The sequence below is a fragment of the Pseudomonas sp. St316 genome (assembly GCF_018325905.1).
Taxonomy (GTDB): Bacteria; Pseudomonadota; Gammaproteobacteria; order Pseudomonadales; family Pseudomonadaceae; genus Aquipseudomonas.
On sequence record NZ_AP021901.1, the window covers coordinates 731,038 to 755,272 of the forward strand.

Consider the following 24,235-nt stretch of genomic DNA (forward strand, 5'->3'; position numbering starts at 1 on the left):
CTCGCTCCCACAGGGGGGTACACATTCCAACTGTGGGAGCGAGCCTGCTCGCGATGAGGTCCGCCCAGGCGCCACAGGTTCTGGATCAGAGAGAGGGGGTCCAAGTCACCCCAAACAACCAGGTCCGACCTTCCTCCCGATACCCATACTGGCCCCCATCATGGCTATACAGCGCCCGGCTGTAACCCTTGTCCAGCAGGTTATCCACCTTCATTTCCAGCTTCACCTCCCGGGTCAGGGTCCAATTGCCGCGCAACCCGAGCAGGGCATAGCCGCCCAGGGCGTTGCGGTTGTTCTCGTCGTCGTAGCTGTCACTCACCGCTTGCCAGGTGGCGCCCAGGCCCAGGCGGTCGAATTGCCGGTCCAGGTCCAGGCTCAAGGTCCGCCGGGCGCGGCGGGCCAGGGTGTGGCCGCTGTCACGGTCGCGTGGGTCGATGATGGCCAGCCCCAGGTTGCCCTGCCAGCCGAACACATCCTGCAGGTAGGCCATCTCAAAACCGTTGATCCTTGCCGAGGCAACGTTCTGTGGGCGAGAGTTGCTGCCAAAGATGATCGCGTCTTCCAGGTCCGTGCGGTACAGCGAGGTCTCCAGGCGGGCGCTGTCGCTCAGTTGGCTGCGCCATTGCAGCTCGTAGCCTTTGGCCGTTTCGGGTTTCAGGTCAGGGTTGCTGAAGTCCGGGTAGTACAGGTCGTTGAAGGTCGGCGCGCGGAAGCTTTCGCTGTAGGTCAGCAACAGGTCGTTGTCCGGATTGAGCGGCAGGGTGAACGTGCCGCTCCAACTGTTCTGGCCGCCGAATTGCTGGTTCTGGTCGCGACGCAGGCCCAGCTCGGTGGAGAACGTTTCGGCCTGGAAGCGGTGCTGGATGAACGCGGCACGGTTCCAGCGGCTGTCTTCGTCGAACGGCGTGCTGCTGTTGACCCGGTCCTGATACCAGTCGCCGCCGACGATCAGGCTGTTGCGCTCGTCCAGCTTCACGTCGTTCTGCCAGGTTACGGAATCGCGGTAGGTGTTGAACACTTCGCGGACGTCGCTGAGCTTGTCGAAGGTTCTTTCACGGTTCTCGCCGTGGCCCAGTTCCAGGCGCGATTTCCAGGCCTCGTTGATTCGCCCGTCCACATAGGTGCTGAAGCTGCTCACCGCAAACTCGCTGTAGGGTTGCTGGGGCAGGGATTCGAAAGTGGCCGGGTCGAAGCGGCCAAACGGGTTGTCGTATTCGCTTTTGCCGCGGTTATCCAGCAGGTTCAGGCCGACTTCCAGGTCATCGCTGGCCGCATGGCTCAGGCTCAGGCTGAAGGACTGGTTGCGGTTGGCATCGTCGTCGCGGTCGCTGGCGTAGGACTGGCGGGTCCGATTGCCGCCAGCGCTCTCGTCGAGGCTGGCGCCGAGGTTGAAGCGGGTCTGGTCGTCGCCGCCGGACAGGCCCAGGCTGCGTTCCCAGGTCTGATGGTTGCCGACACCCATATGCAGGCGCGGTTGCAGGCCTTGCTCGTTACCGCGACGGGTGAAAATCTGAATGACGCCGCCCACCGCATCGGCACCGTAGATCACCGAGCGCGAACCGCGCAGCACTTCCACACGCTCGATCTGGTTGATGTTCAGGCGTTGCAGGTTGCTGTCGCCGGAGGTGGCGTTGCCGATGCGCTGACCGTCCACCAGCACCAGGCTCTGGGCCGATTTGGTGCCGCGAATGTAAATCCCCGGCAGGCTGCCGCGCCCACCCAGTGGTGCCACCTGCACGCCTGGCACGCGGCTGAGCAAGTCCGTGACACTGGCCGGCTGCAAGCGATCGATGTCGTCGCGGGTGAACACGGTATTGGCGGCGCTGCTGTCGTTGCGGGCCTCGACCTGGCGGTTGGCGCTGATCACGACGTCGGGCAGCTTCAGGGCCTGGTCGCGTTCGAAGGTGTCGGCCAGCAATTCAGGGCCTGGCAGTAGGGAAAGGCTGAGGGCGAGGCGCAGTTTCATGGGGGTTCCGCAAAATATGGCTCCACGCTAACCCCTGTGGGAGCGAGCTTGCTCGCGATAGCAGTGGGTCAGTCAATATAGGTGTCGACTGGTCTACCGCTATCGCGAGCAAGCTCGCTCCCACAGGGGGATCCGCGTGGTTTGAGGATTACAGGCCCAGCCGCTGCAACCGCTGGCGCACCGCCGCTTCGATCCCTGCCTCATCCAGCCCGCATTCGGCGAGCATCTGCGCCGGCTTGGCGTGTTCGACGTAGCTGTCCGGCAGGCCCAGGTGCAGCACCGACTTGAGAATGTTCTCCCGGGCCAGGAACTCGCTGACCGCCGCGCCGGCGCCGCCCATGATGGCGTTTTCCTCGAGGGTGACCAGCAGTTCATGGCTGCCGGCCATCTCGCGCACCAGGGCTTCGTCCAGCGGTTTGACGAAGCGCATGTCCACCACGGAGGCGTCCAGAGTCTCGGCGACTTTCAGGGCTTCGGCCAGTTGCACGCCGAACACCAGCAGGGCGGTTTGCTTGCCCTGGCGGCGGATCACGCCCTTGCCGATCTCGATTGGCTCGAGGTCGGTCGAGATCGTCGCGTTCGGGCCGGTGCCACGGGGGTAGCGCACTGCCGCCGGGCCATTGAACAGGTGGCCGGTGGTGAGCATCTTGCGCAGCTCGTTTTCGTCGCTCGGGGTCATCACCAGCATGCCGGGGATGCAGCGCAGGAACGACAGGTCGAAGCTGCCGGCGTGGGTCGGGCCGTCTTCGCCCACCAGGCCGGCGCGGTCGATGGCGAACAGCACGTCGAGGTTCTGTACCGCGACGTCATGGATCAGTTGGTCGTAGGCCCGCTGCAGGAACGTCGAATAGATCGCCACCACCGGCTTGGCGCCTTCGCACGCCATGCCGGCGGCGAGGGTCACGGCGTGCTGCTCGGCAATCGCCACGTCGAAATAGCGCTGCGGGTAGCGTTCGCTGAAGGCCACCAGGTCCGAACCTTCCTTCATCGCCGGGGTGATGCCCACCAGGCGCGGGTCGGCGGCGGCCATGTCGCACAGCCATTGGCCGAACACGCCGGAGTACTTCGGTCCGCCGGCCTTTTTCGGCGCGGCCGCCGGAGCGTCCAGGGGTTCGAGCTTGGTGATGGCGTGGTAGCCGATCGGGTCGACTTCCGCCGGGGCGAAGCCTTTGCCTTTCTTGGTGACCACGTGCAGGAACTGCGGGCCCTTGAGGTCGCGCATGTTGCGCAGGGTGGCGATCAGCGTGGGCAGGTCGTGGCCGTCGATGGGGCCGATGTAGTTCCAGCCCAGCTCTTCGAACAGCGTGCCGGGGACCAGCATGCCCTTGGCGTATTCCTCGGTGCGGCGGGCGATTTCCCAGGCGCCGGGCAGGCGCGACAGCACTTTCTTGCTGCCTTCGCGCATGCTGGCGTAGGTACGGCTGGAGAGGATCTTCGCCAGGTAGTTGGACAAGCCGCCGACGTTGCGCGAGATCGACATGTCGTTGTCGTTCAGGATCACCAGCATGTTGGCGTCGACTTCCGGCGCGTGGTTCAGTGCCTCGAAGGCCATGCCCGCCGTCAGTGCGCCGTCGCCGATCACGGCAATGGCCTTGCGGTCGCTGTTTTGCAGGCGGGCGGCAATCGCCATGCCCAGGGCGGCGCTGATGGAGGTGCTGGAGTGGCCGACGCCAAAGGTGTCGTATTCGCTCTCGGCGCGGCGCGGAAAGGCGGCGATACCGTCCTTCTGACGCAGCGTGCCCATGCGCTCGCGACGCCCGGTGAGGATCTTGTGCGGGTAGGCCTGATGCCCCACGTCCCACACCAGCCGGTCGTCCGGGGTGTCGAACACGTAATGCAACGCGATCGTCAGCTCGATGACGCCCAGGCCCGCGCCGAAGTGCCCACCGGTCTGGCCGACCGTGTAGAGCAGCTCCAGGCGCAACTCATCGGCCAGGGTTTCCAGCTCGGCTTCACCCAGGCGACGCAGGCCGTCCGGCGTGTTGGCGCGGTCCAGCAGGGGCGTGGTCGGGCGCTTGCGGGGAATCTCTTGAAACGTCGTGGGCATCAGGCGAATCGTTATAGGTATAGAAAGAGGCGGCAGTTTACCTTATGGATCGCAAGCTGCCCACGCGTTGGCCGGAACTTGGCCGATACGCACTTATGAATGGGTTGACCCTGTATCAGCTGCGTCGTTCGACGATATAACGCGCCAAGTCGCGCAACGGCTCGGCCGCCGCGTCAAAGGGTCGCAGCGCGGCCAGGGCCTGGTCACGCAACTCCAGGGCATAGGCCTTGGCGGTGTCGAGGCCGAGCAGGGCCGGGTAGGTCGGTTTGTCGCGCGCGATGTCGGCACCCTGGCGTTTGCCCAGGGTCTGGGTATCGCTTTCGACGTCGAGGATGTCGTCCTGCACCTGGAACGCCAGGCCGATGGCCCGGGCATAGGTCTGCAGGGCTTGTAACTGGGCGGCTGTAGCCCGGCCGCTGGCGAGGGCGCCGAGTTTGACGCTGGCCTCGATCAAGGCGCCAGTCTTGTGCCGATGCATGTATTCCAGGGCGCTCTGGTCCAGCTTCAGGCCCACTGAGCCCAAATCGATGGCCTGGCCGCCGACCATTCCGGCGGGGCCTGCCGCCAGCGCCAGGGCACTGACCATGTCCAGGCGAAGCTGCGCCGGGCAATCGCTCAGGGCAGGGTCCAGCAGAGCGCTGAAGGCCAGGCTCTGCAAGCCGTCGCCGGCCAGGATGGCGCAGGCTTCGTCGAATTGCTTGTGGGTGGTGGGCTGGCCGCGACGCAAGTCGTCGTCGTCCATGGCCGGCAAATCGTCGTGCACCAGCGAATACGCGTGGATCAACTCCACCGCACAGGCGGCGCCGTTGGCCTGCTCGGCCTGGCCGCCCAAGGCTTCGCACGCGGCGTAGGCCAACAGCGGCCGTACACGCTTGCCGCCGTTCATCACGCTGTAGCGCATGGCTTCGTACAGGCGCGCCAGTTCCGGGCTCGGGGCGCTGAACAAGGTATCCAATGCAGCATTGACCCGGGCCTGGCTGCTGGCCTGATAGGCGCCGATCATTCAGGCTGTTCCGCGTCGAAAGGTTCTTCGGTCAGCTCGCCGTCGCGTTCGAGCAGCAATTGCACCTTCTGCTCGGCCTGGGCCAGCGACGCCTGGCAGTCGCGAGTCAAGCCGATACCCTGCTCGAAGGCGGTCAGCGAGTCTTCCAGCGACAATTCGCCGTTCTCCAGCCGTTCGACCAGCGTTTGCAGGTCGGCCAGAGATTGTTCGAAATCCAGTGCAGCTTTTTTGCGGGCCATGGCGGCTATTCCGGTTGCTTGTTAAACCGGCGCGACACTAGCAGACATGGGGTATTGGGGCAAATCAGGACCTACCGCTCTTGTGGCGAGGGAGCTTGCTCCCGCTGGGCTGTTTAGGAACTGTGTAGGAGCTGTGTAGGAGCTGTCGAGTGCAACGAGGCTGCGATCTTTCCCCAGGCACTTGAATCTCAAGCGAAAGATCAAAAGATCAAAAGATCGCAGGCTTCGCCAGCTCCTACACGGCGCAGTCGAGCGGGAGCAAGCTCCCTCGCCACGGGATTGCGCCAAATTTAAGTCAGTTTCCGTATTCGGCTCATTTGGTGAGCCGAATAAATCCTCTATTCGGCTCACGCACCCCTCAGTACGTGATTTCCCACACAGAATCGCGCGTTCCCCGATTGTTAATAACCCGCCGAATCGCTAACCTTCGCGCCATCTACGGCCCCCTTGCGACGGGGCCTTCAGACGAAGCCCGAATAATGACAAGTGCGTTGAGGATTGACGCCGGGTTGCGTCGTGCATGGCAGGAGGCATACGTGCGTTTTCTTTCTTTATTGATCGTGCTGATGGGCGCGCCGCTGGCGTGGGCGCAGCCCTCTGCTGAAATGTCGGAGCCGGTGGGCGGTTGGCGCTACAGCGGCTTGCTCGATCGCACCGAAAATCCGCAAGTCGCCTACCCCACACCACCCATCGACCGGGGCGTTCAGCGCAATCGTACGATGATCGAAGGCCGGATCAAGGCCATGGGCACGATGCGCCAACCCCACAGCCTGTCGGTCAACGGCAATCCACTGAACCTCTACACCGACGAAGAGGGGCGTTTCGCCCGGCCGTACGCGTTCGGCGCCGGCTCCAACAGCGTCGAGGTGCGCAGCTCCGAAGGCCAGTCCCTCAAGCGCGTGCAATTCTATGAAGCCAACAACCTGCGCACCCCGGCGCAGATCCGCGTGGTGCTGGGCTGGGACGATCCGAAGGCCGAACTCGATCTGCATATCGTCACACCCGACGGCCAACATGCGTTCTTCGGCCAGCCGGCGCTGAGCAACGGCGGCGGTCTCGACCCTGATGGCGTCGATGGCCCCGGCCCTGAAATGTTCACCATGACTGCGCCGATGCACGGCACCTACCTGGTCTACGTGAACTATTGGGGCAACTACGGCAGCGGCGGCTACAACTTCGATGAAACCAGCAATGACAACGAGGTGATTACCTCGCAGATCAACCTGGTGCTCAACGAAAACACCGTCAATGAAAAACGCGAGACCTTTGTCGTGCCCCTGCGCGCCATTGGCGATCTGTTGCTGGTCAAGACTTTCAACTACTAAATCCGCTCCACGGATGAACAGGCCCTTGTGAATATGAGCGACAACACTGCTTCCCCGACCACGCCGACACCTGTCGCCAAACCTGTGCGCCGCTGGCCGGCGATGCTGATCGGGCTGTGCCTGGTGGCGGGTGTCGCCGCCGGGTTGGGCTGGTTCATGACCAAGCCCAAGGCGCCGCCCATGGAGTTGGCGTTGGACAAACTCGGCCTGAGCCGTCCCGACGGCTTGCTCGAGGCCCATTCCTTGAGTCAGTTGCCCAAGGATCTGTTGGCGGTGCCGTTCCTCAAGGCCACGCTCACCGAGGACTTCGTCTTCTATTACGAGGCCCATGCCGACCGTCTCGGGCTCATCGGCAGCCTGCGCCGGATCATCTACGAGCACGACCTCAAGCTGCAGGACAGCCTGATCGAAGAGCTTTTCGACCAGCCGGCCGATGTCGCGCTGTGGCGCGGTGCCGACGGTCGCCTCAAGGACTTCCTGCTGGTGATGGATCGCGGTGGCTTGGCCAAGGTCCTGGAGCCGCTGGCGAAAGTCGCCCTGGACGACACGCAGCTGAGCAAATTCAGCGATCTGAAGGTCGCGGGTGATGAGGTCGCGCTTTACCAATTGAGCTACAACGCCAGCAAATCCCTGCTCTTTGCCTCCCACGGCGACAAACTGGTGGTGTTGTCCAACCCGGCAAAACTCTATGACCCGGCTAACGGCCCATCGGATGAGCGCGGCAGTGTGTCGACGACCGCCCTGGCCGCTTTGCTCAACGGCGACAAATTGTTCCCCGAAGCGTTCGGCCTGCCGCCCAAGGCGCCAGAGGTCAAGCAACGCATCTCGGTCAACGCCAGCGTGCTCGCCATGGGCTACCAGCGTTTCATCCCGAACTTCGCCGGCTTGCGTTTCGACATGGATGACAAGGGCTGGCACAGCTTCCTGGCCATGGACGAGCTGGAAAACCAGCCGGACTTCGACTTCAAGCCAATCTGGCAAGCCATGCCCATGGGCGCCAGTGCCTGCGTCGCCTTGCCGTTGGCCGCAGAACCCCAGAAACCGCTGCTGGTGAAACTCGGCGCCGACGAGAAGGCCGCCCAGGCCATGGTCGACCATGTGGCCGGCGCGGCAGGCCTGTGCTGGTACGCCGATTCGCGGTTGTACACACCGTTGCTGGTGGCGAGCCTGAACGAAGACGACGGCAAGGTCGACGCCGACCTGGGCAAGCTGTTCGGCTCGATGGTGGGCGCCTATGAGAACAATGTCGCCGAACACGCGTTCCCGGTTGTCGAGAAGCAGGAAGGCTCGATGCACCAATGGCAGCGCCAGGTGAGTTCCAACTTCGGCCCATACCTGGCCAAGGACTCGCTGCAACCGGACGCCATCACCGGCAAGGCGTTCCTGCGCGTCAGCCTGGCACGCCACGGTTCGACCCTGGTGTTCTCCCTTGACGACAAGCTGGTGGACAAGGCCCTCGGCACCCTCGACAAGCGTTTCCCGCCGATGGCCGACGTGGTGCCCAAGGATGTGTTGATGCCGATCTATTTCGGCCCCGATTCCATGGCGCAACTGATGCAGCGCGAAACCCTCGACAGCCTGCCCCAGGACATGGAGCCGGTGTTCTATAACGCCGCGCAAACCTACCTGATCCCGAAACTGCGCACCCTGGGTGGTTATGGCAAGTACGCCCTGACGTTGCCGGCCGGCAGCGAGCCGGACGGGCACTGGCAGTGGTTGCCACTGGAATGGAAAGCGCTGTGACAGCACTGATCCGCAACCCCGCGTTGACGCTGCTGCTGGCGCTGCTGCTCGGTGGGCCTGCGCTTGCCGTCGAGGCGCCGTCGCTGGATGTGCAGCAATCCCAGGTGTTTCGTGCCTGGTTCGTGCGCATCGCCGAGGAGCAACTGAGCAAAGGCCCGAGCCCGCGCTGGTATCAGCAGGACTGCGCCGGCCTGGTGCGGTTTGCCGCCAACGAGGCGCTCAAGGTCCACAACGATAAGTGGCTGCGCAGCAATGGCCTGTCCAACCGCTACCTGCCGCCGGAGCTTGAGCTCAGTGACGCCCAGCGGCGCCTGGCCCAGCAATGGCAGCAGGGTGGCGGCAAGGTCGGGCCCTATGTCAACGCCATCAAGCTGATTCAGTTCAACAGTCACCTGGTGGGCCGCGATGTGGCCCAGGCCCGTCCCGGCGACCTGATGTTCTTCGATCAGGGCGACGACCAGCACCTGATGATCTGGATGGGCCGCTACATCGCCTATCACACTGGCACCACAACCCCTACCGACAACGGCATGCGCTCCGCAAGCCTGCAACAACTCATGAACTGGAAGGACACCCGATGGATACCCGACGCAGCCAACCCCAACTTCATCGGCGTCTATCGACTCAACTTTCTCTCCCAATGACCGGTGCCCGCATGCTGCGCTTGTGTTCAAAATTGCCCCTGCTGTTTGCCTTGTTGCTGGCACCTGTCGTGAACGCCGAAGACACGGTGGAGCCCAGCGGCTACACGCCGGTGTCCGGTGAAAGTTTCTTCCTGCTGGCCGACAGCAGCTTTGCCAGCGACGAGCAGGCCATGGTCCGCCTCGAAGCGCCGGGCCGCGACTACCGTCGGTTTCGCATGGAGCCCTACGGCGGCGCCGATATCCGCGTCTATCGCATCGAAAAGCCGCTGGATTTCCTAAAGCGCCAGAAGAACCTGCACCGTGTGGTCAGCGACGGTCAGTTCAAGGGCGAAGGCCTGTCGAACACCCTCGCGTACCTGTGGGACAACTGGTATCGCAAGTCCCGTCGAGTGATGCAGCGGGCGTTCTCCTACGAGTCCCGTCAGCAAGTCACCGAAGAAGTGCCGGAACTGAAGATCGGTGATGCCCTGGTCGCGCCGACCCCTTACGACGCACCGGCACAATTCGCCTTGATCCCGGGTTTGCCGGTGGTCAGCCAGTTCCGTTATCCGCTGTGGCAAGCCAAGCCGATCCAGCCGCCTGCGGGCGTCAACCTGGCCGGTTCATCGAGTGAGTTTGTCAGCGTCTCGCCGGGCAACGTCTATGTGCCGCTGGGCCAACTGAAGCCGGGCCTGTACCTGGTGGAAGCGCTGGTCGGCAAATACCGCGCAACCACCATGGTCTTCGTTTCCAACACCGTGGCGGTGAGCAAGATTGCCGGCGATGAATTGCTGGTCTGGGCTGCACGCAAGCATGAAGGGCGTTCGGTGCCCAAGGTCAACGTGCTGTGGACCGACGGCCTGGGCGTAATGAACAGCGGTGCCACCGATGAAGACGGCCTGCTGCGCCTCAAGCACGTCAGCCCGGAGCGTTCGTTCGTCATCGGTGAAGACGAGGAGGGCGGGGTATTCGTCTCGGAAAACTTCTACTACGACAGCGAAATCTACGACACCAAGCTCTACGCTTTCACCGACCGGCCGCTGTATCGCCCAGGTGATTGGGTGTCGCTGAAAATCGTCGGTCGTGAGTTCAAGAACGCCCGTGATTCGGTGCAACCGGCTGCCGCCGACGTCAATGTCAGCGTGCTGGACGCCACCGGCACCGAGCTGCAAACCCTGGCCCTGAAGCTCGATTCCAAGGCCGGCACCCAAGGCCGTTTCCAACTGCCGGAAAACGCCGTTGCCGGCGGCTATGAACTGCGCTTGCGCTACAAGGACCAGCTCTACAGCAGCGCCTTCCGTGTCGCCGAATATGTCAAGCCGCACTTCGAGATCGCCCTGAACCTGGCCAAGCAGGACTACCGCACCGGCGAGCCGGTCAAGGGCAACCTTGTGCTGCTGTACCCGGACGGCAAACCGGTGGTGAATGCCACGGTGAGCCTGAGCCTGCGCGCCCAGCAACTGTCGATGGTCGATAACGAGCTGCAATACCTGGGGCAATTCCCGGTCGAGCTGACCAGCAGCGAAGTGACCACCGATGCCAAGGGCAACGCGACCCTCGACTTGCCGGCCGCCGACAAGCCAAGCCGCTACACGCTCACCGTGTTCGCCAGCGATGGTGCGGCGTATCGGGTCAAGACCACCAAGGAAATCCTCATCGACCGCGGCGCGGCGAATTTCCGCCTGAGCGCTCCCCAGCGGTTCAGCGCCGCCGGCCAGAAGGTGTCGTTCAGCTATGCCAACGAAGGCGGCAACGAACAAGCCAAAGCCGTGACGCCAGGCAGCTACGCCTGGGTGCGCCTGGAAGACCAGAGCACCGGCGAAGGTAAGTTGGCAGCCAAGGACAAGGGCTTCAGCCTGACCTTCGAGCGCCCCGGCACCTACAACATGACGCTCAAGGACGATCACGGCCGGGTCATTGGCGCCGCCGCCCATGCGGTGACCGGTGAAGGCATCAAGGCTGTGCCGGGCACTGTCGAGATCGTCTTCGACAAGGCTGAATACAAGACCGGTGACGAAGCGCTGGCGCTGATCACCTTCCCGGAGCCCGTCAGCGATGCGCTGCTGTCGCTTGAGCGGGACAAGGTCGAGGCCACGGCGCTGCTGTCCAAGGGCGGCGACTGGCTGAAGATGGAAAAGCTCAGCGACACCCAATACCGCGCGCGCATTGCCGTGAAGGATAACTTTGCGCCCAACCTGACCTTCTCGGTGCTGTACACCAAGGGCGGCCAGTACAGCTTCCAGAACGCCGGCATCAAGGTGGTCACGCCGCAGATCGACGTTGCCGTCGTCACCGACAAAGCCACCTACCGCCCGGGCGACACGGTGACCGTGGACCTGAGCACCCAGTTCGCCGGCAAGGCGATCCCGGCGCACCTGACGGTCAGCGTGGTGGACGAAATGGTCTACGCCCTGCAACCGGAAGTGGCTCCGAGCATCGATCAGTTCTTCTATCACCCGCGTCGCAACAACGTGCGCACCAGTGCCAGCCTGTCGTTCATCAGCTACGACGTGGCGCTGCCAGGCAGCCCAGGCGCGCCGGGCAAGGCCAACCGCAGCGAACGCGGGGTCAAGGTGCTGGAGCGGCCACGTCGTGAAGACGTCGACACCGCTGCATGGCAACCGGAACTGGTCACTGACGCCAGCGGCAAGGCGCGCTTCACCTTCAAGATGCCGGACTCGCTGACCCGCTGGCGCATCACCGCCAAGGCCATCGCCGACGACGGCCAGGTGGGTCAGAAGAAGCAGTTCATCGCTTCGGAAAAACCGCTGTACCTGAAGTGGAGCGGCCCGACCCGTTTCCGCACGGGCGACAAGCCGCAACTGGGCCTGTTTGTGTTCAGCCAGTCTGAAAAACCACTGAAGGCCGAGCTGCTGATCCGTTACGCCGGCGCTGAACAGCGTGTGGTGGCGGACCTGAAAAACGGCATCAACTACGTGGCGCTCCCGACCCTGGAGCTGAGCAGTGGCGACTTGAACGTGCAGTTGCAATTGAACGGCGAAACCCAGGACGCCCTGGCCATGCGCTTGAACGCCAGCGGCAACGGCTGGCAAGTCACCCAGAACCAGCGCCTCGATGTGGCGAGCGGCGACACCCCGCTGACCCTGCCGGCCGACGCCAGCGATATCCGCCTGCGCCTGGACGACAGCCCGCAAGCGTTGTTCCGTTCGGCCCTGGATGACCTGCTGAGCTACCCATACGGTGGCGTCGAGCAGACCGCCAGTCGTCTGTTGCCGTTGAGCATTGCCTATCCGACCCTGGCGTCGAACCCGCAGATCCGCGACCGCTTGCGGTTGATCATGCAAAACAGCCGCTTGCGCCTGGTGCAGATGGCCGGCCCTTCGGCCAGCTTCACCTGGTGGGGCCAGGACGGTGAGCCAGATGCATTCCTCACCGCCTATGCCTATTACGCCGACTGGCACGCCAGCAAGGCGCTGGACCTGAGCCTGCCGCCGGAACACTGGCAACGGGTGCTGGAGGTCTACGCCAAGCAGGCCGGTGATACGCCGCTGCTGCAACGTGCGCTGATCCTGTCGTTCGCCAAGCAGATGCAACTGCCGGTGAACACCTTGCTCAGCGGCCTGATGGATGATCTGGCCAAGGCCAGTGAAGACACTGCCGAGAGCGTGCTGGACAGCGGTGAAGACAGCCTGGTCATGAACGCACCGGACTCGGCCCTTGGCCTGGCCAGCGCCCGTGTCTTGACCGCGTCCCTGGCGAAACAGGCGAAGGTGCCGTTGCCGGCGGCCTTCAGCCGTCAAGCAGACGCCGCGCAACAGCAGTTGGAACTCAGCTCGCAACCCTTCGTTGAGGCTTTGTTGTTGTCGTTGCAGAGCTTCGATCAAGCCCGTGCCACTGCATTGCTGGAACGCGTGCTGCCGCAGCAGTCCACCCTGGAGCGGGCCCTGGCCCTGACCTGGTTGCAGCGCAGCATCGAACAGGCGGCGCCGGCCGTGGCGCTGGCGCCGGGTGAAGGCTGGGCCGCCAAACAGGGCGCGACCGGTGAAACCTACTGGCAGTGGCAGGGCGCGCAGCTGCCGACCATGCTGACCCTGACCGGTGCCCAGGAGCGTCCATTGCAAGCGGCATTGAGCTTCCAGAGCCAGCAACCGCCGCTCGCGCCGATGGCCGTGTCCATCACCCGTCGCCTGTCGCGTCTGGTGCCGGGGGACGAGGCCTTTACCTTCAAGCTCGAAGCCGTCGGTAACAAGCCGTTGTCCAGCGACAGCCTTTACCTGGATGAAGTGATCATCAACAGCAAGGCCCCAACGCCACTGCGCTACGGCATGCTTGAAGTGCCGCTGCCGCCGGGCGCCGACGTGGAGCGCACCACCTGGGGCATCCAGTTGATGGGCAAGGCCGACAGCGAACCGACGTCCCTGGAAAAGGCGCGCTTCGAGCCGGGCCAGATGGCCTATGCCGTGCCGGTGGATGCCCTCAGTGGCGAGCTGCGCCTGCGGCATTTGGTGCGCTTCTCCCAGAAGGGCCAGTTCAGCTTGCCGCCAGTGCGCTTCACCCAGGTCTACGCGCCACAGCATCAGGCGCGGGAACAGAAACCGGCGCTCGGTCAGGTCACGGTCAACTGACATGGGCCGACTGCGGGTCTGGTGGTGGTTGTGCTTGATCCCTGCGCTGGCGACAGCGCAGGACGAGCCGTTGCGCCTGGCCTTCGACGGTCAGTTGCTACGAGTGAGCCAGACCCAGGTGCTGGATCGCCAGCCGTTGCCCGACTCCTTGCAGGCGCCACTGGGCAGCCTGTGGAAGCTGTTTGTCTACGCCTGGCTGGTGGACACCGACGCTCGCGAACCGGTCTATGAGTGCCGCGGCGAGTCGAAGGAAGAAGTCTATTGCTGCAATGCCGGGCAGAGCATCGGTCGTGACCAGGCACTGGTGAAATCCTGTGGCCTGTATTTCGAGCCGCAGCGGCTCGGGCTGTCGGCCTCGAACTGGCGTGATTACTGGCAGGCCCGTCAGGCGCCGGCCTGGTTGTTGGACCTGCCGACCTTGCAGCCCCAGACGCAGGTGCCCGTCGTGCAATTGCTCAAGGCCCTGGCCACGCTGCCGGCCCAGGAGCAGGCCCGACGGGTGCTGCTGGATGTGGCGCTCAGCGCGGCCGACGGGCGGCTGGTCGGTGAATTGGGCAGTCGCCTGCGGGTCAAGACCTGGAGCTGGCTGGGTGACCAGGGGCCTTCATCGCGACAGGGCGGTTTCGCCGGTTGGCTGGTCGACGGCACCCCGGTGTGGGCCGGTGGCCGCGGCACCAGCCAGCAGGTCTTGAAGGTCTACGGCGAAGGCTTGGCGGCGGCATTGCCATCGCGTTGGCCGGCGGAAACCGGGCGTTGCGTGGAAGTCGGCCTGTTTGCCCGCTATCCGTTGCAACGGGTGATGTCCGGTGACCGTCCGGCCTCGCCGGGTCAACTGCGCGGCGATTACCGCGTCGAATTCACCAATGGCAACCAGTTGGACATCCACAGCGATGGCGAACTGTTCCTGCTGCCCAGCAAGCTGGTGGCGCGCCTGGACCGGGAGGAATACGTCGCCCGAGTCCTGCAGCGCGAAGCCAAGGCCGAGCCTGCCGAAGCCGCCAAGGCACTGGCGGTGGCGATCCGCACCTATTTGCTGCAGAACGCCCAGCGTAACGGCGATTGCCTGAGCATCGACGACAGCAGCCATCGCCAGCGTGTCGCGCCGCGCCCGGCGGCGCCTGAAGCCCGCGCCATTGCCGCCTGGACCAGCGACCTGGTGCTGGCCGGCACCGATGTCACCTACCACTCCGACCAGCCTGGGCCGGACAAACTGTCCTGGGCGCAAGCGGTAGAACAAGCCAACGCCGGCCAACGCTACGACGCCATCCTGCTGCACGCCTACCCGCGTGCCAGCCTCAGCCGCTGGGATAACCCGGTGGCCTCCTGCGAAGCGCTGCCGGCCGCCCAGGATTGGTTGCTGAAGCAGCGGCGCGGCTGGCGTGAGCGGCTGGAAAGTGAAGTGGGCTACAACGAAATCAGCGCTTTCGCCGTCTGTCGCGTCGCCTTTGGCCGGCCTTATGTCGACCGCGAGCGCCAGCGCATCTACGTGCGCGGCGTGCTGTCGCTGCAAGACCGCCTCGACCTGACCCATGAATATTTGCACCTGGCCTTCGAAGCTCATCCCAACGGCCAGGACGAAACCTATATCGAAGGGCTCGCCCGTCACCTCTTGCTGGAATAGACCATGACACTCCGTTATCCACAGGTCTTGCTGTTGCTCTGCGCCCTGACCGCGTTACCACCGGCCATGGCCGCCGACACCATCAAGCTCGACACCCCCGTCGGCGGCTGGCGCAGCGGTGCGCCAGGCGGTGAAGGCGAAAGCTTCAGCCAGACCGTCAACTACCCGGCCTCGTCGGTCAACACGCCCCCGGACCAGGCCAACACCGCGCGCATCACCGGCCAGATCAAAAGCGCGCCCAAGGACAGCAACGCGCCGGGCCAACTCATCGTCAACGGTGTCAGCCTGCCGCTGAAGCTGGATGAGGAAGGCCGCTTCGACCGCCCGTTCTCGTTCCCCAACGGCAGCAACAGCGTTGAAGTGCGCAGCGCCGATGGCCAGCAGCGCCACCGCACGCAATTTCTCAACACCAGCGGCGGCGCCACACCGGCCAAGCTGCGGGTCCTGTTGACCTGGGACAGCGACGGCACCGACCTTGACCTGCACCTGGTTACCCCGGACGGCGCGCACATCTGGTACGGCGACCGCGTCGCCCCCAACGGCGCCGCCCTCGACGTCGACGTCACCACCGGCTACGGCCCGGAAATCTTCGCCATGCCCGCGCCGATCAAAGGCCAGTACCTGGTGTATGTGAACTACTACGGTGGCGGTTATCGCAGTGAAGAAGACAGCGAGGAAGGCGAGGGCGGCGGTGAACAAGCGCAACAAGCCCTGACCACCGCACAAGTCACCGTGATCACCGAAGAAGGCACGCCGAGCGAAAAGATGGAAACCTTCGTGGTGCCGATGCGGGCGGTGGGGGAGCTGACGTTGGTCAAGAGTTTTAGTTACCCGTGAGGGCGAATTGTCCAACGGCTGTTGGACAATTCAGCAAGCGATGGGTGTAGCAGAAGTTTTCAGCCGGACGAGATGCGCTCCTGCGCATCTTGATAAGCCGCTTCGCGCTCGCGTTTTCCTATCGCAACAACGAACACCACGACTTCTTGATCAATAACCTGATAGATCAACCGATACCCGGCGCTGCGCAGTTTCAACTTGTAGCAGTTGGGGAGTTGTCGGAGTGGGTTGGCTTCGACGCGGGGGTTTCAAGAATTTCAATGAGCGTTTTTTTGAACTGCTGTCGCAGTGTTTCGCCTAGCTTGTTCCACTCCTTCAATGCACGTCGATCAAATTCAAGGCTATAGGTCATCCAGGCTGACCTTCACTCGTTGAGGGTTGGCGAGGCGTTCCGTAACCACTGCGATAAGCGCTTCATCTTCTTCGCTGATTAATGCTGCCTTGAAAGGCAGCTTGCCTCGCTCCGCCACGTATTGAAGTGTCTGGCGTAGCAGTTCGGAAGGCGTCACACCGAGCTTTTCCAGCTCGGCAAATGACCGCTGCTTAAGGTCATCGTCAATGCGGATGTTGATGGAAGCCATGGGGGATTACCTGTAATGACGTTTGGCGTTACGTTAGCGATCGCCCCACCCGTTCGGCAACCTTTGGTTTGCTGGCTTCGCTGTTTTCGGACGAATCGACCCTCTGCGGCTCGCGACAGGGGTGGGGTAGCCGGGTGGCCCTATCGCGAGCAGGATTCATCCATTTGTAACAGAAAAATCTCACGCGTGAGCTATTGTGAGGTTGGGAAAGTACCTGTAGTGTTTCTCACGCGTGAGTTTTTCACAGTGGGGTCAGTACCATGCCAACCAGCGCTCCATCAGATCCGCCTGACGGGTCTGTGACTGATACAGCGAGCCGCACGGGAGAGCGCTCCAAACCCGCCGCGAAAAAACCATCGAGCTTCTACATGAAGCAGATGCGCGCGGGCCTGAGTGCCGCCGGGTATGTGAAACACGAGACTTGGGTGCTTCCCGAAAACCGAAGCCTGCTCAAGCAAATGGAGAAACAGCTACGCCAACCGATTCTGGCTGGCTCATTCATGTCGGAGGATTACATGAGCGCAGGTAATAACTGGAACATCGATCGCCTCTACAGCGCCCTTCAGGCCCTGGACGATGTGGTCGCGAACGACATCACCCTTTCCCTCGTCCAAGGCTCGGAGTCCAGCATCAAGCTGGAAATGAACGACTTCGGTGGCTTGCCGATTTACATCGCCGTGGTGGGCGACCAGATCATCGTCGACACCGTCCTGGTGGACGTCGAGTCGATCAACGATGTGGCGGCCTTCAACGACGCCGTGCTGCGCAGCCGGGAAATGTTCCCGCTGTCGTCCATCGGCATCGAGACCATGCCCAACGGACAGGTCGTCTACAACATGTTCGGCGCCTTGAGCTCCGATTCCAGCCTGACCAACGTCGTGACCGAGGTCAAAACCCTCGTCGACAACGTCCAGCGCGCCAGCGAAGCCTTCGAACGCTTCTTCATCTAATTCGCCGAACAGGAACCATCCAATGACTCAGTCCATCTGGAGCAAGTTGTTTACCGCACTGCGTGGCGGTGCCAGCGAAGTCGGCGAATCGATCGTCGACCAACAAGCCCTGCGCATCCTCGACCAGGAAATTCGCGATGCCGACAGCGCGCTGGCCAATGCCAAGCGTGAGCTGGTCACCATCATGGCCAAGCACAAGCTGGCGACCGATCGCGTCGGTGAATACAACGCCAAGATCAAGGACCTGGAAGCCAAGGCCCTGGCCGCGATCCAGGCCAACCGCGAAGACCTGGCGCTGGAAGTGGCCGAAGCCATTTCGACCCTGACCAACGAACTGGACGCCGAGCAGAAGCACGCGACTGAGTTTGGCGGTTACGCCGACAACATGCGCAAGGACATCACCAAGGCCGAAAGCCGCATCAAGAGCCTGCGTCAGCAGGTGGACATGGCCAAGGCCCGTGAAAGCGTGCAGAAGGCCCAGGTCAGTGCCTCGATCGCCAGTGGCGGTGCCAATGGCAAACTGGAAACCGCGGTCGGTACGCTCAACCGCCTGCAGGCCAAGCAACAGCAACGTGCCGCCGAGCTGCAAGCCCAGGACGAACTGGCCGACGCTTCGACCGGCTCCGACCTGGAACGCAAACTGCGCGATGCCGGCATCACGCCGAACGAAGGCAGTGCCAATGCGATCCTGGAACGCCTGAAGAAAAAATCGGCTGAGTAATCGCTGAACGCACCGAACCCGTGGCGAGGGAGCTTGCTCCCGCTGGACTGCGCAGCAGTCCCATTTTCTGGGGCCGCTTCGCCCCCCAGCGGGAGCAAGCTCCCTCGCCACAATGGTGTCCGACACCTTGGATTTAATTGTGGCGTGGGTACTTTTATCCGAGCCCCGCAACAGGTTTAATGCTGTCCGGCCACTACGCTCGGCACTCAGACGCCAGAGCGATGGTCCCGCCAGGAACCAAGCCCCACGGAGTCAGGGACGAAATGTCGATTTTCCTTTTGTTGCGTTCGTACGCTTCGTCGTTCTTCCACCGGTTCGGCTGGGCGGGCCTGGCCATTGCGTTGGGCGTGCACCTGGCCACGGCCTGGATTGGCCTGGTGCTTTTGGGCGAGCAACACCTCATCGCCGCCGCCACGTTTATCTACTTCTATCTCACCACCACGCTCACCGTCGGCTATGGCGATCTGTTGCCACAGACATCCGCCGGGCGAATTTTCGTGGCGACCTGGATCATGCTCGGGGGCATTGCCCTGTTGACGACGGTCATCGGCAAAACCACCAGCAGCGTTATCGATGTATGGAGAAAAGGCATGAAGGGCAAGGGTGATTACACCGGCAAGGTCGGCCACACGGTTCTCATTGGTTGGGAGGGCGCCTCCAGCGAGCGGGTCATTGAATTGCTGCTGCAGGACGAAACCTCCAATGACAATCTGATCGTCATCTGTGATTGCGATCTTGAAGAAAACCCCATGCCCGGCAAGACATCGTTCATCAAGGGCGACAGCCTGTCCTCCGTCGCGCTGTTGCAGCGTGCTGGCGTGCCGGGTGCCGAACGCGTGCTGGTGCGAACCCATTCCGACGACCTGACCCTGGCCACCGTGCTGGCGATCAATCAATTGGGGCCCGTCGGGCATGTGGTCGCGCACTTCAATGACAGCGAAATCGCCGCCCTCGCCAGCGCCTACGCGCCGAGCCTGGAATGCACCTCCAGCATGGCCATCGAAATGCTGGTGCGTGCCTCCCAGGACCCGGGCTCGTCCGTGGTCATCAATGAATTGCTCTGTGTCGGCCAAGGCGCCACTCAGTACCTGATGAAGCTACCCGAGGCGTTTGAAGCGACGTTCGGCGACCTTTATGCCCGGATGAAAGAGCAGCACAACGCTACGCTTATCGGCTACCGCGCCAAGGGCGCCCGACACCCGTCGATCAACCCGCCCGGCGCCACCCGCGTCGTGGGCGGAGAACTCTTCTATATCGCCTCCACGCGTCTCAAGGAAATTTCCCATGGGGTGGTTTAAACAGTTGATGGGGCTTGAGGCCCCGAATGCGAACACGACGGCCAGCCATAACTCGCCTATCACCGGGCCGCTGGGCCTGGCATCCGGCAAGCAGGTCATGTTCGACTCCACGCTCAAGTTGTTGCTCGACGGCAACAGCAGCGTGGTCATCCCGGGCTCCCAACAGATCTGGAGCCTGGGCATCGTCGACCTCGGGCAGTCGAACTGGCTGTCGCGCTGCTACATGAACGACGAAGACTACTGGCTGCAAGTGCACACCAGCGGCGACATCGCCGGGCAGGTCGAGTCGGTGATCCTGTTCAACTACCAAAGCTACGTCACGATCAACAGTGAAGCGGAGTTGCGTCGCCTGGCCGGCCCTGAAAGCCTGATCGGCTTGCCGACCTACACCCACGACGGCGTCGAGTACACCCGCGAATGGGGCACCGAGGCTGGCCAGACAGAACTGGTGGGGTTGAGCGAGCGCGTGAGCAATCCGGATGAATCCTACAGCGTCGAGCACCGTTCGATGCTGTACGCCCGCGACACCGGCCTGACGGATCGCCGGGAGTTCTTGCTGTTCTCCGTCGAAGAGGACGCCGAAGGCACCGTCAGCCTGAGCACTTCGCTGGGTATTTCGCTGTACACCACTGACCTGAACACTCTTTGAATAAGGAACAAGTCCATGCTTGAAGCGCTCTCCATTTCCCTGAACAAGGCCGCGGTGTTCGGCTTTGCCCTGTACATCCTCGGCGCCGCCGTGCTGTTCGCGCTGTTTCAGTTCATCTACATCCACGTGACGCCGCACAAAGAGTTCGAGCTGATCCGCTCGGGCAACGTGGCGGCGGCGATCGCCCTGAGCGGTGCCCTCATCGGTTTCGCCATTCCGGCCAGCAACGTGATTGCCTACTCGATCAGCATGCTGGACTTCGTCGTCTGGGCGGTGATCGCCGCTGTCGTCCAGTTGCTGGCGTTCCTGGTGACCAGCCTGGTGCTCAAGGGCGCTTCGGCGCGCATCAAGAACGGTGAAATCGCCGCCGGTATCTATATCGCTGCCGTGGCCATCAGCGTCGGCATGTTGAACGCCGCGTGCATGACGCCTTCCACGAACTGATTGCGCCACGGAGAACCCGATGAAACGAAGCAAGTACGTCCAGCTTTCGCTGGCCGCGTCGGTCGCCCTGGCGATATCCGGCTGTGGGCCAACGGAAAAAACCTACAAGTTACAGAAAAAGTACAACTTCCAGTCCGTCCAGCAATGTGTCGATGAAAAACTGCCGGTGGACATCTGCGCCGACGCCTACATGACCGCCATGGCCGAGCATCGTCGCATCGCGCCGACGTACGTCAGCCAGGCCGATTGCGATGCCGACTTTGTGCCCGATTGGTGCCAGCAGGACTCGTCCGGTCAGTTCATCCCCAAGCTGGGTGGTTTCGAGCTGAGCGCCGATGGCGAGGTCACGCAATCCCAGGTCGACGCCGCCCGGGCCCAATTGCCGGCTTCGGAAGCGAACAGCGGTGGTTCGGGCTTCAGCAACCTGCTGACCGGGCTGCTGATCGGCAACATGTTGAGCGGCAACCGCAACAGCTATTACGCCGAGCCGGTCTACCGCTACCGCGATGATCGCGGCGACTACGGGTCCTCGACCCTCAGCCAGCGGGTGTCCAGTGGCTCGACCTTTACCAAGTCCAACCAGGCGCGGTACGGCGGCTACACCGACTCGATCAAGAGCAGCAAGGCGATGTCCGTCGCGTCCTCCACGTCTCGTGGCGGCTTCGGCAGCAAGTCCAGTGCCCGCAGCGGTTGGGGCGGTTCGAGCAGCTCCGGCGGTTGAGGAACCAGCGCCATGAAGAAGATCCATTGCGCCGAACGTCATGACTGGAAACAGACCGCCGAGCAGCTCGGCTTTCTGTTCCACACCATCGACGACGAACCCTATTGGGACGAAAGCGCGTACTACCAGTTCACCCTCAAGCAGATCGAGGACGACCTGGAAGACCCGACCACCGAGATCCATGAGATGTGCATGGACCTCGTGGCCCGCGTGGTGCAGAGCGAAGAATTGCTGGAGCGCCTGAGCATTCCCGCGCCGTTCTTCGACCTGGTGCGCACTTCATGGCTCGAAGGTCATCCGCACCTGTATGGACGCATGGATTTCTCCTACAACGGCAGCGGCCCCGCCAAGCTGCTGGAACTCAACTACGACACGCCGACCAGCCTCTACGAGGCGGCGGCGTTCCAGTGGGGGTGGCTGGAGCAATGCATCGAGCGCGGCTTGTTGCCCAAGCATGCCGACCAGTTCAACAGCATCGACACCAAGCTGCACCAGGCCTTTGCCCAGTTGCAGCTCAAGGAGCCGTTTTACTTCGCCTCGATGAAAGGGTCAGTGGAAGACAAGGGCACCACGGATTACTTGCGCCTGATCGCGGAAAAAGTCGGCATTGAATCGCGGCACATCGATATCGAAGACATCGGCCTCAACAGTGACGGGCGCTTTGTCGATTTGGAAGAGCGCTGGATTCCGCACCTGTTCAAGCTGCATGCCTGGGAGTTCATCTTCCACGAGCCGTTTGGTGAAGCGATTGCCCAGTGCGATACCCAGTTTTTCGAGCCGGCCTGGAAGTCGATCATCTCGAACAAAGGCATCCTGCCGTTGCTGTGGGAATTCAACAAAGGTCACCCGAACCTGCTCGCAGCCCACCTGGATACCGACACGAGCAAAGCGGTGCCCAAGGGCTGGGTGCGCAAGCCGTTCTTTTCCCGGGAAGGCGCCAACATCGAGCTGCAGACCGCCGATGGCTTGATCGTCAAGGAAGACGGCCCCTACACCGATGCGCCTTTCATCCTTCAGGAGTTTGCGCCACTGCCGAAGTTTGACGACAGCTACACGCTGATCGGTTCCTGGGTCATTGGTGACCAGGCGGCGGGCATTGGCGTGCGGGAAGACAACAGCCTGATCACCAAGGATTCAAGCCGGTTTCTGCCGCACCTGATCCTGGACTGACTACCTGCACACAACTGTGGATTAAGCACATGACCCCCCTGTGGGAGCGAGCTTGCTCGCGATGGCGGCGGGCCGGCCAACATTGATGTTGACTGACCTGGCCCTATCGCGAGCAAGCTCGCTCCCACAGGTTGGGTGTTCGCCGAAGACTTTCCTCAGGTCCACCAGTACCGCACCAGGTGGAAGAAGATCGGCGCGGCGAAGCACACCGAATCCAACCGGTCGAGCATGCCGCCGTGGCCTTCGATCATGTGGCCCCAGTCCTTGACGCCGCGGTCGCGCTTGATCGCCGACATGACGATGCCGCCAGCAAACCCCAACAAGTTGATCAACAACGCGATGAGGAACGACTGCCAGGGATTGAACGGCGTGATCCACCACAGCGCGCCACCGATCAGCGAGGCCAGGAAGATGCCGCCGACAAACCCCTCCACGGTTTTGGAGGGCGACAGGTTCGGCGCGATCTTGTGTTTGCCGAACAGCTTGCCGCAGACGTACTGCAGCACATCCGACAGCTGCACCACGATCACCAGGTAAGCGATCAGCAACAGGTTGCGCCCTTCAAAACCGGCGATGTCCAACGTCAGCAAGGCCGGCACGAAGGAGATGCAGAACACCGCGATCATCAAGCCCCACTGGACCTTGGAAGCGCGCTCCAGAAAGTGCGTGCTGTCGCCGCCCAGGGACGCCAGGATCGGCAGCAGCAGGAACACATACACCGGGATGAAGATCGAAAACAGCCCGTACCAGTCGTAGTAGATCAACAGGTATTGCAGCGGCAGTGCCAGGTAGAACGCGGCCACCAGGGCGGGGTAGTCACTGCGGCGCGTCGGTGTCAGGGTCAGGAACTCGCGCAGGGCGTAGAACGACACCGCATAGAACAACAGGATCACCGCCGCGTTGCCGAGCCAGAACGCAACGCCGATCACCAGCACCATGATCCACCAGGCGTTGATCCGGGCATTGAGGTTGTCGATGACGGAGTTCGGCGCGCCTTTGGTGCGCAGCCTGAGAATGAAACCGATCAACGAGGCCAGCACCAGAATGGCGCCGATCCCGCCAAACAACATCAGAGTATATCGATCCATGTCAGACGTGCTCCGGGGCCAGTGCTAGCAGCGCGGCGCGGCTGCGTTCAAGAAATTGCTCTTTGCTTTCACCTTCTTCGATGCACAGCGGTGCGCCGAAACTGGTGGTGCATAACAGTGGCAGAGGCAGTACCCGACCCTTGGGCATGACGCGGTTGAGGTTGGCGATCCACACCGGGATCACCTCGACCTCGGGGTGTTTTTTCATCAAGTGATAGATCCCGCTCTTGAAGGGCAACAGGCCTTCCTCCGGATTGCGCGTGCCTTCCGGGAAGATGATCAGCGAGTCGCCGTTTTCCAGCGCATCGAGCATCGGCTGCAATGGGCTGTAGGAAGGGTCCTTGCGCTCACGGTCCACCAGCACGCCGTTGAACACCCGGTTGATGATGTAGCGACGCACCGGGCTGGTTTGCCAATAATCGGCCCCCGCCACCGGCCGGGTCAGCTTGCGCAGCGCCGGCGGCAACGAGGCCCAGAGCAACACGAAGTCACCGTGGCTGCTGTGGTTGGCGAAGTAGATCCGCTGCACCGGCGTCGGCGCGCAGCCGAGCCACAGGCTGCGAGCGCCGGTGACCATGCGGGCGGCGGAGGTGATGAGGTTGGCGACCACGGGTTCGAACATG

The 24,235-nt window shown here is 62.7% G+C and carries 20 protein-coding genes and 1 pseudogene; 13 read left to right on the forward strand and 8 right to left on the reverse strand.

The annotated features are described in order from the left end of the window. Window positions 1-85 precede the first annotated feature (85 nt). From KI237_RS03195 to KI237_RS03210, 4 genes are all read right to left on the reverse strand, one after another. A complete protein-coding gene (locus tag KI237_RS03195) occupies window positions 86-1,966 on the reverse strand; it encodes a TonB-dependent receptor domain-containing protein (protein ID WP_212798773.1) in 1,881 nt (626 codons plus the stop codon). Between the two features lie 148 nt (window positions 1,967-2,114). After that, window positions 2,115-4,013, reverse strand: coding sequence for a 1-deoxy-D-xylulose-5-phosphate synthase (gene dxs, locus KI237_RS03200; protein WP_212798774.1), 1,899 nt, complete (start codon window positions 4,011-4,013; stop codon window positions 2,115-2,117). 115 nt (window positions 4,014-4,128) lie between these two features. Then, window positions 4,129-5,016: a (2E,6E)-farnesyl diphosphate synthase gene (gene ispA, locus KI237_RS03205; RefSeq protein ID WP_212798775.1), complete on the reverse strand. Its 888-nt coding sequence runs from the start codon at window positions 5,014-5,016 to the stop codon at window positions 4,129-4,131. After that, window positions 5,013-5,255, reverse strand: coding sequence for an exodeoxyribonuclease VII small subunit (locus KI237_RS03210; RefSeq protein WP_212798776.1), 243 nt, complete (start codon window positions 5,253-5,255; stop codon window positions 5,013-5,015). The genes ispA and KI237_RS03210 overlap by 4 nt, the downstream gene beginning before the upstream one ends. A gap of 566 nt (window positions 5,256-5,821) precedes the next feature. Here KI237_RS03210 and KI237_RS03215 point away from each other — a divergent pair. Genes KI237_RS03215 through KI237_RS03240 form a run of 6 tightly spaced genes read left to right on the forward strand, consistent with a single transcriptional unit; the run spans window position 5,822 to window position 15,990 of the window. Beyond that, window positions 5,822-6,580, forward strand: a complete 759-nt coding sequence (locus tag KI237_RS03215; protein WP_212800545.1) for a YfaP family protein — start codon at window positions 5,822-5,824, stop codon at window positions 6,578-6,580. A gap of 33 nt (window positions 6,581-6,613) precedes the next feature. Next, on the forward strand, window positions 6,614-8,323 hold the full coding sequence (locus tag KI237_RS03220; protein WP_212798777.1) for a DUF2138 domain-containing protein: 1,710 nt from the start codon (window positions 6,614-6,616) through the stop codon (window positions 8,321-8,323). After that, window positions 8,308-8,967, forward strand: a complete 660-nt coding sequence (locus tag KI237_RS03225) for a DUF1175 domain-containing protein (protein WP_212798778.1) — start codon at window positions 8,308-8,310, stop codon at window positions 8,965-8,967. The genes KI237_RS03220 and KI237_RS03225 overlap by 16 nt, the downstream gene beginning before the upstream one ends. Beyond that, a complete protein-coding gene (locus KI237_RS03230; RefSeq protein WP_212800546.1) occupies window positions 8,964-13,532 on the forward strand; it encodes an alpha-2-macroglobulin family protein in 4,569 nt (1,522 codons plus the stop codon). The genes KI237_RS03225 and KI237_RS03230 overlap by 4 nt, the downstream gene beginning before the upstream one ends. Window position 13,533: 1 nt before the next feature. After that, a complete protein-coding gene (locus tag KI237_RS03235) occupies window positions 13,534-15,153 on the forward strand; it encodes a DUF2300 domain-containing protein (RefSeq protein WP_212798779.1) in 1,620 nt (539 codons plus the stop codon). A gap of 3 nt (window positions 15,154-15,156) precedes the next feature. Next, window positions 15,157-15,990, forward strand: a complete 834-nt coding sequence (locus tag KI237_RS03240; RefSeq protein ID WP_212798780.1) for a YfaP family protein — start codon at window positions 15,157-15,159, stop codon at window positions 15,988-15,990. Between the two features lie 59 nt (window positions 15,991-16,049). On the opposite strand, the pseudogene KI237_RS03245 reads toward KI237_RS03240, so the two are convergent. Together KI237_RS03245 and KI237_RS03250 are read right to left on the reverse strand one after the other, a co-directional pair. Further along, window positions 16,050-16,342 (reverse strand): annotated as a pseudogene (locus KI237_RS03245) (type II toxin-antitoxin system RelE family toxin). Then, entirely contained in the window at window positions 16,332-16,571 is a 240-nt protein-coding gene (locus KI237_RS03250) for a type II toxin-antitoxin system RelB/DinJ family antitoxin (protein ID WP_212798781.1), read from the reverse strand. Before KI237_RS03250 ends, KI237_RS03245 begins: the two are co-directional and overlap by 11 nt. Window positions 16,572-16,939: 368 nt before the next feature. On the opposite strand from KI237_RS03250, the gene KI237_RS03255 reads away from it, so the two are divergent. The 7 genes from KI237_RS03255 to KI237_RS03285 all read left to right on the forward strand — a co-directional run bounded on the left by KI237_RS03255 (window position 16,940) and on the right by KI237_RS03285 (window position 22,524). After that, the gene (locus tag KI237_RS03255) at window positions 16,940-17,521 is read left to right on the forward strand and encodes a YjfI family protein (RefSeq protein WP_095963446.1); all 582 of its coding nucleotides are present in this window, start codon (window positions 16,940-16,942) and stop codon (window positions 17,519-17,521) included. Between the two features lie 22 nt (window positions 17,522-17,543). Then, on the forward strand, window positions 17,544-18,242 hold the full coding sequence (locus tag KI237_RS03260; RefSeq protein WP_057452296.1) for a PspA/IM30 family protein: 699 nt from the start codon (window positions 17,544-17,546) through the stop codon (window positions 18,240-18,242). A gap of 263 nt (window positions 18,243-18,505) precedes the next feature. Continuing rightward, the gene (locus KI237_RS03265; RefSeq protein WP_212798782.1) at window positions 18,506-19,540 is read left to right on the forward strand and encodes an ion channel; all 1,035 of its coding nucleotides are present in this window, start codon (window positions 18,506-18,508) and stop codon (window positions 19,538-19,540) included. Continuing rightward, a complete protein-coding gene (locus KI237_RS03270; RefSeq protein ID WP_212798783.1) occupies window positions 19,527-20,189 on the forward strand; it encodes a DUF2491 family protein in 663 nt (220 codons plus the stop codon). The genes KI237_RS03265 and KI237_RS03270 overlap by 14 nt, the downstream gene beginning before the upstream one ends. A gap of 15 nt (window positions 20,190-20,204) precedes the next feature. Further along, window positions 20,205-20,633, forward strand: coding sequence for a DUF350 domain-containing protein (locus KI237_RS03275; RefSeq protein ID WP_212798784.1), 429 nt, complete (start codon window positions 20,205-20,207; stop codon window positions 20,631-20,633). 19 nt (window positions 20,634-20,652) lie between these two features. Next, entirely contained in the window at window positions 20,653-21,354 is a 702-nt protein-coding gene (locus KI237_RS03280) for a DUF1190 domain-containing protein (protein WP_212798785.1), read from the forward strand. 12 nt (window positions 21,355-21,366) lie between these two features. Next, a complete protein-coding gene (locus KI237_RS03285) occupies window positions 21,367-22,524 on the forward strand; it encodes a glutathionylspermidine synthase family protein (protein WP_212798786.1) in 1,158 nt (385 codons plus the stop codon). A 155-nt stretch (window positions 22,525-22,679) separates the two neighbouring features. Here the strand turns inward: KI237_RS03285 and KI237_RS03290 are convergent, their stop codons facing one another. Together KI237_RS03290 and KI237_RS03295 are read right to left on the reverse strand one after the other, a co-directional pair. Then, on the reverse strand, window positions 22,680-23,612 hold the full coding sequence (locus KI237_RS03290) for a phosphatidate cytidylyltransferase (RefSeq protein ID WP_053125762.1): 933 nt from the start codon (window positions 23,610-23,612) through the stop codon (window positions 22,680-22,682). A 1-nt stretch (window position 23,613) separates the two neighbouring features. After that, window positions 23,614-24,234: a lysophospholipid acyltransferase family protein gene (locus tag KI237_RS03295; protein ID WP_072346316.1), complete on the reverse strand. Its 621-nt coding sequence runs from the start codon at window positions 24,232-24,234 to the stop codon at window positions 23,614-23,616. Between the last annotated feature and the right edge of the window lies 1 nt (window position 24,235).

What these genes read in the sequence shown, in the direction of transcription:
- KI237_RS03280 (WP_212798785.1), top strand. Translation starts at nt 20,653, where the DNA reads ATGAAACGAAGCAAGTACGTCCAGCTTTCGCTGGCCGCGTCGGTCGCC.
- KI237_RS03195 (WP_212798773.1), bottom strand. Translation starts at nt 1,966, where the DNA reads ATGAAACTGCGCCTCGCCCTCAGCCTTTCCCTACTGCCAGGCCCTGAA.
- KI237_RS03265 (WP_212798782.1), top strand. Translation starts at nt 18,506, where the DNA reads ATGTCGATTTTCCTTTTGTTGCGTTCGTACGCTTCGTCGTTCTTCCAC.
- KI237_RS03240 (WP_212798780.1), top strand. Translation starts at nt 15,157, where the DNA reads ATGACACTCCGTTATCCACAGGTCTTGCTGTTGCTCTGCGCCCTGACC.
- KI237_RS03285 (WP_212798786.1), top strand. Translation starts at nt 21,367, where the DNA reads ATGAAGAAGATCCATTGCGCCGAACGTCATGACTGGAAACAGACCGCC.
- KI237_RS03275 (WP_212798784.1), top strand. Translation starts at nt 20,205, where the DNA reads ATGCTTGAAGCGCTCTCCATTTCCCTGAACAAGGCCGCGGTGTTCGGC.
- KI237_RS03230 (WP_212800546.1), top strand. Translation starts at nt 8,964, where the DNA reads ATGACCGGTGCCCGCATGCTGCGCTTGTGTTCAAAATTGCCCCTGCTG.
- KI237_RS03290 (WP_053125762.1), bottom strand. Translation starts at nt 23,612, where the DNA reads ATGGATCGATATACTCTGATGTTGTTTGGCGGGATCGGCGCCATTCTG.
- KI237_RS03215 (WP_212800545.1), top strand. Translation starts at nt 5,822, where the DNA reads ATGGGCGCGCCGCTGGCGTGGGCGCAGCCCTCTGCTGAAATGTCGGAG.
- KI237_RS03255 (WP_095963446.1), top strand. Translation starts at nt 16,940, where the DNA reads ATGAAGCAGATGCGCGCGGGCCTGAGTGCCGCCGGGTATGTGAAACAC.
- KI237_RS03270 (WP_212798783.1), top strand. Translation starts at nt 19,527, where the DNA reads ATGGGGTGGTTTAAACAGTTGATGGGGCTTGAGGCCCCGAATGCGAAC.
- KI237_RS03220 (WP_212798777.1), top strand. Translation starts at nt 6,614, where the DNA reads ATGAGCGACAACACTGCTTCCCCGACCACGCCGACACCTGTCGCCAAA.
- ispA (WP_212798775.1), bottom strand. Translation starts at nt 5,016, where the DNA reads ATGATCGGCGCCTATCAGGCCAGCAGCCAGGCCCGGGTCAATGCTGCA.
- KI237_RS03235 (WP_212798779.1), top strand. Translation starts at nt 13,534, where the DNA reads ATGGGCCGACTGCGGGTCTGGTGGTGGTTGTGCTTGATCCCTGCGCTG.
- KI237_RS03295 (WP_072346316.1), bottom strand. Translation starts at nt 24,234, where the DNA reads ATGTTCGAACCCGTGGTCGCCAACCTCATCACCTCCGCCGCCCGCATG.
- KI237_RS03250 (WP_212798781.1), bottom strand. Translation starts at nt 16,571, where the DNA reads ATGGCTTCCATCAACATCCGCATTGACGATGACCTTAAGCAGCGGTCA.
- KI237_RS03225 (WP_212798778.1), top strand. Translation starts at nt 8,308, where the DNA reads ATGGAAAGCGCTGTGACAGCACTGATCCGCAACCCCGCGTTGACGCTG.
- KI237_RS03210 (WP_212798776.1), bottom strand. Translation starts at nt 5,255, where the DNA reads ATGGCCCGCAAAAAAGCTGCACTGGATTTCGAACAATCTCTGGCCGAC.
- KI237_RS03260 (WP_057452296.1), top strand. Translation starts at nt 17,544, where the DNA reads ATGACTCAGTCCATCTGGAGCAAGTTGTTTACCGCACTGCGTGGCGGT.
- dxs (WP_212798774.1), bottom strand. Translation starts at nt 4,013, where the DNA reads ATGCCCACGACGTTTCAAGAGATTCCCCGCAAGCGCCCGACCACGCCC.